The organism is Macromonas bipunctata (assembly GCF_002837135.1).
Taxonomy (GTDB): domain Bacteria; phylum Pseudomonadota; class Gammaproteobacteria; order Burkholderiales; family Burkholderiaceae_C; genus Macromonas_A; species Macromonas_A bipunctata.
In genome coordinates, this window is sequence record NZ_NWBQ01000046.1 from 1 (window position 1) to 9,834 (window position 9,834).

Annotated in this window: 8 protein-coding genes; 1 reads left to right on the forward strand and 7 read right to left on the reverse strand. The window is 60.1% G+C overall.

What is annotated here, in order from left to right:
* From CON76_RS06985 to CON76_RS13090, 7 genes are all read right to left on the reverse strand, one after another.
* On the reverse strand, positions 1-1,437 hold a 1,437-nt coding region (locus CON76_RS06985), incomplete at its 3' end, for a coiled-coil domain-containing protein (protein ID WP_420812926.1).
* The gene (locus tag CON76_RS06990) at positions 1,434-2,078 is read right to left on the reverse strand and encodes a hypothetical protein (RefSeq protein WP_101102648.1); all 645 of its coding nucleotides are present in this window, start codon (positions 2,076-2,078) and stop codon (positions 1,434-1,436) included. The genes CON76_RS06985 and CON76_RS06990, both read right to left, overlap by 4 nt.
* A complete protein-coding gene (locus tag CON76_RS06995) occupies positions 2,075-3,754 on the reverse strand; it encodes a tetratricopeptide repeat protein (RefSeq protein ID WP_101102649.1) in 1,680 nt (559 codons plus the stop codon). The genes CON76_RS06990 and CON76_RS06995 overlap by 4 nt, the downstream gene beginning before the upstream one ends.
* Before the next feature lie 19 nt (positions 3,755-3,773).
* Positions 3,774-5,060, reverse strand: coding sequence for a TolC family protein (locus CON76_RS07000; protein WP_101102650.1), 1,287 nt, complete (start codon positions 5,058-5,060; stop codon positions 3,774-3,776).
* A gap of 16 nt (positions 5,061-5,076) precedes the next feature.
* Entirely contained in the window at positions 5,077-6,486 is a 1,410-nt protein-coding gene (locus CON76_RS07005) for an HlyD family type I secretion periplasmic adaptor subunit (protein ID WP_101102651.1), read from the reverse strand.
* The gene (locus CON76_RS07010; RefSeq protein ID WP_169929007.1) at positions 6,483-8,573 is read right to left on the reverse strand and encodes a type I secretion system permease/ATPase; all 2,091 of its coding nucleotides are present in this window, start codon (positions 8,571-8,573) and stop codon (positions 6,483-6,485) included. The genes CON76_RS07005 and CON76_RS07010 overlap by 4 nt, the downstream gene beginning before the upstream one ends.
* Positions 8,574-8,678: 105 nt before the next feature.
* Positions 8,679-9,251: a hypothetical protein gene (locus CON76_RS13090; RefSeq protein WP_169929008.1), complete on the reverse strand. Its 573-nt coding sequence runs from the start codon at positions 9,249-9,251 to the stop codon at positions 8,679-8,681.
* 42 nt (positions 9,252-9,293) lie between these two features.
* On the opposite strand from CON76_RS13090, the gene CON76_RS13095 reads away from it, so the two are divergent.
* Positions 9,294-9,834, forward strand: a 541-nt coding sequence (locus CON76_RS13095; RefSeq protein ID WP_169929009.1) for a hypothetical protein, incomplete at its 3' end; no start/stop codon positions are given.

Below are 9,834 nucleotides of genomic sequence, written 5' to 3' on the forward strand. Positions count from 1 at the left end.
TTGCAGTGCCGCTTTGGCTTGTGCTTCGGCATCGCATTGTTTCAGGGCTTCGGCCTTGGCTGCCGTTTCCGCTTGTTTGGCTTTGGTTTCCGCTGCCAGTTGTGCTTGCAGGTCGGCGGTGGTTTTTTGCAGTGCCGCTTTGGCTTGTGCTTCGGCATCGCGTTGCTTCAGTGCTTCGGCCTTGGCTGCCGTTTCCGCTTGCTTTGCTTTGGATTCTTCCGCCAGTTTGGCTTGCAACTCGGTTTGCAAAGCCTGGTGGCTGAGGTAGTGTTTTTCCAACTCCTCTTGCACTTGGTGCAGTTGCTGTAACAGCAATTCACCTTCCTGCTGCGCTTCTTGCAAGTCGGCCACTGTCTTGGTGTTGGCTTGGGTCAGGGTATCGAGTTTGGTTTGCAGCTCGGACTGCGCTTTCGCTTGCGCGTCGCGCTGTTGCAGTGCTTCGGCCTTGGCTGCCGCTTCGGCTTGCTTGGCCTTGGTCTCGGCATCAAGCCGGGTTTGCAGTTCAATTTTGGCCTGGGTTTCGGCCTCTAGCCGTTTCAAAGCATCGGCTTTGGCTGCGACTTCAATCTGCTGCGCTTGGGTGATGGCTTCCAATTGCTCCTGCACGCGGTGCAGTTCTTGCAGCAGGTTGTCGGCTTTGTGCTGCTGTTGCTGCAAGGCGGCTTGTTCGCTGCTGCGGTCAGCGAGTTGCAGGTAGTGCTGCACCAGCTGCTGGGCGCTCGCAACGGCGAATTGGGTGGGTACCGGATCGGCTGGTGCGGCCAGCAATGGCTGCATGCTGGCGTACAGCTCCCGTTCGAGTTCTTGGTACTGCGGGTGGCGGGCCACCAGCTGGGCCGCCAGTTGCAGCTGCACGGCGTTGTGTGGCAACGGTTGCGCGGCAGGAGTCACGGCATCGGGTTGCAAGGGCAGTTGCCACTGCTGGGCGATATGGGCCACCAAGGTCTGCGGGGCTTGCTGGGCCTGGTCAGCCCACACCAGCACACTGCGCTCGGGGTGACGCAGGTGGAAGCGCAGCAGGGCTTGGTGGCGCTGCTGCCACAGTTGCAGCTGGCGAGCTTCATCAACTCCAGGGTCTGCGTGGGCGGTGAACAAGTCGGCCACGGCCTGCTGCGGGGTTTGGCACAGCAGCACAAAGCGGATGTTGGTGTCAAGTTGGGCCCAAAAGTCCAGCGCATCAATGCTGCGGGCATCGGCCCAGCTCCACACCGGCTGATCAATGTTGGCCAACAACAGGTCGATGGCCACTTGCTCCCACAAACGGCTGGGCACCACAGGCGACGTGTCCGACTGACACACACGCTGGTGCCAAACATGCAAACTCAGTGCCACATCGCGTTGCAACGGTTGTGCCGGTGCCACCCCCGCACCTTGCAAAGCCTGCGCCAAGTGGTTGAGTGCTTGCGCGTCCGCGCCGGTGATGCAGATGGGGGTCATGAGAAAATTTCCAGAGAAGCAGCTTGCGCAATGCGCTGTGGTAACCAGTTCAATTTACGTTGCGCAAACAGCATCCTATCATGCAAATTGACGGATTTTGAATCTTTGGCCCAATCCACCTCCACCAGCACCGCCTGGGGGTTGTAGGTGTATTCGCCGTTGCCACGGGCCAGCACGGTCAGTTCGGTATCGGCATAGTGCTGGGCATAACCGGGGTAGAACAAGTCGCCACCGTAGTGGCTGTCCAGCCAGCGGCGCTGGCCAAGGCCGAAGGCAGCCAACGCCCCCGCCCATTTGCCATCGTTAAAACCGAGCAGGCCTTTGTCGTGTTGCAGCAGGGTATACAGCGCCAGTTGCAGCCAACGGCGGCCCGCAAAAGCGTCTTGTGCTACGTAGCCAAAGCACCGGCTGCGGGTGGCACGGTACACGCGGTTGGCAAGGGCGACAAAACCTTCGCGGTCTTCGTCCAGCACCACCAACAACAGGGCATCGTCCACCGCTGCGCGGCTGGCCATGAGTTGTGCCGCACGTTGGGCCTGTGCCACATCGGTGCTGGGCATCACGAGAATGGTATGGGCCTGTTGCAATGCAGCCGGCAACGGCTGTTGCAATTGCTGTGCGGCCAGGCTGGCCCACCTCATGCTGGGGTCTCCAGCAACGCCAACAGTTCTGCGGCCAGAGCGGTATGGTTGACGCGCGGACTGCCTGCACGCAACAGGCTGTGGCCGTTGCGGGGCACTTGGGGCCAACCGTTGAAGTCGTCGATGCGGTAATCCGACAATGGCATGCCAGCGTAATGACAATGGGCCTGGGTGTGGCGTTCGCAAAACAGCTCGCCCAAGCGGGTGTACGAGGGTACGCCCAACGCCAAGGCTTCGATGGTGGTCAGGCCACCGCTGTAAGGCCAAGTGTCCAGTGTGGCATCGAGTTGCGCTACGGTGCTAAGGTACTCGCGGTGGTTGGCAGGGGCCACAAATTCGACCGCCACGCCGGGCAAGCCACGCTCGATGCGCTGGCGTACCTCAGGGTGCTGGTAGCGGTAATCCACACAACGCAAGCGCACCAAATGGCCCTGTTGCTGCCAGATGTAGTGGCGCTGGGCCAGATCGGCCAAAAACGCGCGCGACACCTTGGCAGGGTTGGCGATCACACCCAGTACCACGTCGGTAGCATCGGCGGGGCGTGGTTGTGCCGGTGGCAGGTACGGCGGCGGCATGTACGTGACGTAACCGGCCTTGAGCCGCACCAAGGGTTCGCTGTACAGCGGATCGCTGCCCAACGGGGTTTGGTAGTCGTCGGTCAGAAAGCCGTCAAAGCTGCGCAGCCCAGTGGTGACAGACTGACCCCCCACCCATTTGTAGAGCTTGCGCGCAGGTTTGGCCGACAGTGCCGACAATGCCACTGGATCCATCCAGCCCCCCAGATCGATCAGGGCATCCAACTGGTGGCGGGCCAGCGTGTGGGCCAGCGCCTCGGCGGGCAAACTGGCCACGTCGTGCCAATCGGTGGCAATGCTGCGAAAGGCCTCGGTGGCCCAGTCGGACTTCTGCCCCCGGTTGAACACCACCAAATCCACCGCCCCCGCCAGCTCACGCAGCGCCCCGATGGCAAAAAAGTACACCGGCGAGGCAAAGAACTGCGGCGACAGCAACCCCACCTTGCGGCGGGGCCGCACCGTGGCGGGACGGGCTGCGGCAGCGTGGTCGGCCAGCGTGGCCTGAATGCGCGCCTGTACCACCGCGTCCAGCGGCAAGCGTTGGGCCCCAAAATCCAGAAACGCCTGGTTGATACGCTGGGCCGGTACGTTGGGCTCCCGGTCGTACAGCAAGGTCACCAGCGTGGTGATTTCGGCATCCCGACCATGCTGGGGCGTGCCCAACAGCGGGCGCACCAAGGCGCGGGCCTGCACCGCATCGCCCACCACATGGAGCGTGAGAGTGGCCAGCTCGTGCCGGATGTCGGCATTGTCGGGCCACTGGGCGTGCAGACGGCGCAACAGCGCCAAGGCCAAGGGCTTGTCGTTGCGCAACACCAGCGCCTTGGCCCACACCAGCGCCGATTGCCACAACGTGGGTTGCAATTGCACCGCACGTCGGCTGTGTTCGACCGCCTGCTCCACCTGCCCCAGCGCCAGATGGCACAGTGCCAAATTGTGCGCGACCACCGCATGGTTCGGCTGTTGCGCCTGCACGGTCTGGTACAAGCAGCAAGCGTCGGCCCATTGACCGGCCTTGCGCAACGCATCAGCCTGCGACAGTTCAGAAACCGTGGCACCTGCCACGGTGGACGGTTGGGTGGGGGGCAAGGTACGGGGCATGACGGTCAAGCAAGGTCGGTTAGGGTGCAGGGCTGGAGATGGCGGGGGCCTCCTCGGGCAAAAACAATTGTGCCTGCACCTGCTGCAACGCCACGTCCAGCGGTGCAGCCGCGTTGATTTGCAGGCTCAACAACTTTTCACCCAACTGCAACACCGTGCTCACGTAATCGCCTTGCGTTTGGTGCAAGGCTTGGATGGCATTGAGCACATCCAACTTGGAGCGCACACCGCCTTCGTAGCTTTTTTCGTTGGCATTGAGGCTTTGTTCGGCGGCGGCAATGGCCTCGCGCCGGATAGCCACATCGGTCAGAGCGGTGTCCAACTCGGCGTGCAAGCGGCGCACTTCCAGCTCGATGCGCTGGCGGGCATCGCGTTCTTGTTCACGCAATTTTTGCAACTCCAGCTCAGACGTTTGCAAACGCATATAGCTGCTGATGTCGATGGGAATGTCGATACCAAACGTGATGCCCGATGAGGTGGTGGTGTTGCCGTTGTACTGCGAACGCTGCATAGACGCATTGAGCGACGGCCAATACACCGCCTTGGCGCGTTTGCGGCTGATTTCGCCAATGGCGGTGGCCAACTGACTGGAACGTATGCTGGGGTTCTGCCCCAGTGCCTGATCCAACACCTCCTGCAACGGCGGCAACTGAAACGCCACGGGCTCCTTGCGCAAACGGTAGCTGGTACCGCTTGGTAACGCCCCCACCATGACTTCGTACTGGCGCTCGGCGGCCTGTTGGGCCGAACGCAACGCCAGACTTTGTGAACGTGCCTGCGCCAACCGCACCTTGGCATCGTACACATCGGTCACGGTGCCCATACCCAGTTCAAACATGCGCTGGGCAGAAGTGGTTTGAGCCTCCAAAGCGCGGATGTTGGCCTCGTTGAGCAAGCGCTTTTCACGCGACTCCGACAGCGCCCCCACCACCTTGAACAAACGCTGGGCCAGATCGTATTGCTGACGCTCCATCGTGGCCTCGGCCATGTTGGCGCGTGGTTCAGACTCTTGCAAGTTGAGCCAACGGTCCCAATTCACCACCGGCTGGGTGACGGTAAAGGTCTGGCGTTCTTTGTTTTCGTTGGCCAATTGTGAACGGTTGAACTTGGCTTGCGGGTAGTACGCCGCTGCCGCTACACCGGCTTGCAGGCGTTGGGTTTCGTATTCGGCCAACGAAGCCGAAAACGTGGCATCGTACTGGCGGGCGCGCTGGTAATCGCCCAACAAATTGCTGGCCCACAACGGAGATGCGCCCAACACAGCCGCCACCAGGGCCATGTGCCGCCAAAAAAAGACTGGTTTCATACTGGGTAGTACCTCGTCATTCTTTGAAGGAACGGGCAAAGCGGTCGGCCAATGGCTTGAGCAAGTAACTCATGAAGCTGCGCTCGCCCGCTTTGACAATCACTTCGACCGGCATACCGGGCAGAATGTTCTTGTCGCCCAGCAGCTGGCGCGCCTCTTCCGTGGTCTCCACTTGGATCAGGTAGTACTCCTCGGGGAACTGTGGTGGCATGGGTGGCAAACGGTCGGCCCCCACCAAACGCACCACCCCCGGCACCACCGGCGTGGTAATGCTGTTGAACGCCGAGAACCGCATGTCCGCCAGCAAGCCCACATGCACCTTATCGATCAGGTGCGGTGGCACCGCCGCTTCGGCAATCAGGGTTTGGTTGGCGGGCACAATTTCCATCAGCACCTGGCCGCCGGTGATCACACCACCCACCGTGTGCGCTTTGAGCCCAACCACCGTGCCACTGGTGGGCGCACGCAGGTTGGACAAACTTTTGTCAAAACGCAACGATTCCACCTTGGCACGCACCGTTTCACGCACTTTCTGGGTGTCGCTCAATTCGGTGTCCACCCCTTTAAAAAAAGCGGACTTGAGCTTGCTCAACTCCAACTGGTTGGCCGATATGGCGGTGCGGATACTGGCAATTTGCGAGCGCAAATTGGCCACCCCCGCTTGCGCCTCTGAGCTGCCGCGTTCGGCATCGTTGGCCTTGCTGCGGGGCACAAAACCGTCGTTGGCCAGTTTGCGCATGCTTTCGGCATCTTGCACAATGGGTGTAAGTTGCTCCAGACGGAGTTTAAGTACCACCTCTTGCGCTTGCAGTTGCTGCTGCAAACCCTGGTTTTGCTCCAGCAAAATGGAAATTTGGTCGTTCAATTCAGCACGGCGGGAACGGAACAACGCCGCTTGCAAACGCTTGGCTTCGGCCACCTGCTCGTTCTGGCCAAAGCCTTTCAGGGCCTCATCCCATTCAATCTGGGTGGCTTCGGTGCGCTCGGCCAGCAACCGTGAATACGCCGCTGCCGCATTGATGTATTCGTACTCGGCCTGGCGCAGGTTGGCATCCACATTGAGTGGGTTAATGCGCAACAACACCTCCCCCTGTTTGACCTGAGCGCCTTCGCGCACCAGAATTTCTTCCACCACACCACCCGACGGGTGTTGCACCGCTTTGCGGCTGCCCATCACCACCACCGAGCCATTGACCACCACCCCTGAATCCAACGGCGCGGTCACCGACCAGACCGCAAAAATCAGGAAACTCACAAAAACCACCTTGCCAGCCTGCTTTTTGATGTTGGATTCTTCAATCCGCACGGGCTCAATCCCGTCCTTCACCAATTGCTCCGGCACATACGGATTGAACGACTGGCCCCAGCGGCGCACACGCTCGAGTGCAGCGTCCACACCATTCATTACGCTACGGAAAGGGTTCATTGCACAGCTCCTGTGGACTTGGCCTGATTCTGTCGGGCGGCCAACACACCTGGGCCTGGCCGGGGTGGCCCCACCAACGGCGGTTTGCGCGGCCCCACCAAGGGTGGACGTGGCGCAGCAGGCTTGACCTGTGCGTCGGGTGCAACCGGTTTAACCGCCACTGGGGCCACCTTGGCAACCGGCGGCTGCGTCGCCACAGTCGGCAAGGGTCGTTCTGCTGGTTGCGGGCTGGCGGGTACCGGTTGGGACAACACAGGTGCAACAGGAGCCTGAACAGGCTTTTCGGCCGGAACAGCCACGCGGGGGGCTGCTGCAACAGGCTTGACAACGGACTGTACTGGCGCAGCAGGCACAGGTGCGGCCACCTTGGGCGGCTGCGGCGGCGTTTCCGCCTTGACTTCCGACTTGATCTGACCCAACACCTGCGCCACAGGGCCAAACGCCACCTGTTGCCCATCCTTGAGCACCAGCACCAAGTCGGCCACCTCCAACAACTTGGGACGGTGGCTGCTAAACACCACCAACGTCTGGCGAGCTTTCAACTCGCGGATTAACTTAATCAGGGCACGTTCACCTTCATCGTCCAGATTGGCGTTGGGTTCGTCCAACACCACGTACACGGGATCGCCATACACCGCCCGCGCTATCGCCAAACGCTGTTTCTGGCCTCCGGTCAAGGCGTAGCCCGTTTCGCCCAGTTTGGTTTCATACCCTTGGGGAAAAGCCAGAATGGCCTCGTGCATGCCAATCGCTTTGGCGGCGGCCACCACTTTGTCCGGATCGATCGGCCCCAGGCGGGCAAGGTTTTCGGCCACCGTGCCCTCAAACAATTCGATATCTTGCGGTACGTAGCCGATGTATTGGCCCAAATCATCGCGGATCCAAGGGGCAATTTCAGCACCGTCCAGCCGCACATGACCACGGGTAGGCTCCCACAAACCCACCAACAGTTTGATGAGCGAGGTTTTGCCGGCGGCACTGGGGCCCACCAAAGCCAGCACTTGACCCGGCTCGGCCTTGAAATTAAGGTTGAACACAATCGGACGTTTGGCAGTGGCTGGCTGGGCAACCAAATCCGCCACGTCCAACGTCCCTTTGGGCGCGGGCAGGGGCATGCGCTCGGACACCACATCATCCTCGGCCACCATCGCATTCAGGCGTTCCAGCGATTGTTTGGCGGTTTGGATGCTGGACCAACTGCCCATAATTTGTTTGATGGGGCCAATCGCGCGGTTCAACAAAAAGCTGGCCGCAATGACCATACCACCGGTAATCACTCCTTCAATCGCCAACCAGCACGCCAACGCCATTTGCAGCGACGGCATGGCATGGCTCAAGAAATTGGTGGCACCGCCGACCAACCCCGCCGATTCGCTGGCGTTGACCTGCAAGCCCAGAAAATGCTGGTGCTTTTCAAACCAACGCCGCCGAATGTTGCCTTGCATACCCAAGGCCAGCGCCGTGTCGGACTGGCGCAAGCTCTGCGCCGCCAACCGCTTGGCCTCTGCCGAAGCGGTATTGGCCTCGCGCAACGCCGGCGTGGTAATACGGCTGGTGGAATACGCCGCCAACAACTGCACAATCGTCGCTACAAGAATAAAGATGGCCAGATACGGGTGAAACGCCCAGCCAATGAAAATAAAGATGATGGCGTAGGGCGCGCTCATGAGGGCCAACAACGCACCACCGGTCAGGAACTGGCGCAGCGTCACTACATCACCCAGCACTTGGTGTACGTCCACATCCTTGCGCGCCACATAACGCCGGAACGAGGTGTCAAACACCCGTGCGGCAATGTCCCAGTCGATGCGCAACGAAATGCGGATCATCATGCGCGTGCGCACCCACTCCAGCCCCGACCAAAAGCCGTAGGCCAACATTACCAGCGCTGTCAGCGACACCAGCGTGACCTCGCTGCGGCTGGAAATCACACGGTCGAACATGTTCCACATGAACACGATCGGCGTAATGGACAACACCTCGATCACCAATGTGAGTATGGCCACGAACACAAACGACTTCTTGCACTGTCGCAGCAAGTCGGACACCGGGTTGGCACCGGGCTTGCCCGTGGTGTCGGTGTTCAAAAAACGGTCAACCAATCCTGGCATACCACCTACCTATGTTTTCAATAAAAAAAGGCGACCCCGCCGGGGCCGCCTTGTTCCTTGTCAAGGAACCACAACAGCGACTCAGACCTTGGTCAGATCCAACGAACCGCCGAGATCGTTGCCACTCAAGAAGTCAATCCCCAGCAACTCGATTTCATTCAACAACGCGTCGCTGAGACCAGCCACCGCATTGTCGCCGACGTGCAGGGTCACTTCGTCCTGAGCCGCAAACACTTGACCTTGGAATTTCTCGACCAACTTGGTCAATTCTTCGGCCAGGTTGTCTGCGGTCAACCCGTCCTTGGCATCAATGCCGATGGTGTCCATCTGACCCACATGGACATCCACACTGTCGATGCCCAAGTTGGCCAAATCGTCCAACGTGATACCGTGGTCGGCCAGTGCGGTGCCTGTGACATCCACATCCACAAAGCTGATGTTGTCGCTGGCGGCAAAGTTCAGGCCTGCCTCCAGCAACGCGGACACGTCATCTAGATTCAAGTTGGCGGCACCACCCTCAACACTCAGGGTATCGATGTTATGGCCTGCCAACACCGGAGCGGCACCCGCAAAGCCATCCAACGCCACCAAATCGGCTTGTGTAACGTGCTGGGTCACATTCAGACCGGCGGCAAACTTGGTCAAGTTCGGCAAGTCGGCTGGACTGGTCGCGCCAATACCACCCATCACCACAACATGCTGACCATCAGCACCGGTCACGGCATCAATGCCCAAACCTGCAATGCCAGCCAACGAGGTGTTGAGGTGGATGGTGCCATCGACACCCGCCACACCATCGACCAACGCATCGCCCGCCACCAAGTGCTGGGTCACGTTCAGGCCTTGATCGAAATGGGGCACACCACCCAAACCACCGAATGCCGTCTGATCACCCACGCCACCAGTGACCGCCACGTTCAGGCCAGCCGCACCAGTAATCTGGTCAATACCCAACCCCGCCAAACCGGCCAGCGAGGTGTTGAGCTGAATGGTGCCATCTACGACAGCATCCAGACCAGCATCATCGGCCAGCACTTGCAGAGTGACATCCAGATCCTGCGCAAATTGCAGATTCAAACTGTCGATACTGCCGGAGCCAATATCGCCCACACCACCTTCAATCAAGAAGGCGGTACCTGGGGTACCTTGCACCGGATTAGTGGCCAAACCAGCGATACCTACCAAAGAATTGCTGATCTTGATGGGTTGCTCTGTTGGTGCATCGGTGGGCGCGTCC

What these genes read in the sequence shown, in the direction of transcription:
- CON76_RS06990 (WP_101102648.1), bottom strand. Translation starts at nt 2,078, where the DNA reads ATGAGGTGGGCCAGCCTGGCCGCACAGCAATTGCAACAGCCGTTGCCG.
- CON76_RS06995 (WP_101102649.1), bottom strand. Translation starts at nt 3,754, where the DNA reads ATGCCCCGTACCTTGCCCCCCACCCAACCGTCCACCGTGGCAGGTGCC.
- CON76_RS07000 (WP_101102650.1), bottom strand. Translation starts at nt 5,060, where the DNA reads ATGAAACCAGTCTTTTTTTGGCGGCACATGGCCCTGGTGGCGGCTGTG.
- CON76_RS07005 (WP_101102651.1), bottom strand. Translation starts at nt 6,486, where the DNA reads ATGAACCCTTTCCGTAGCGTAATGAATGGTGTGGACGCTGCACTCGAG.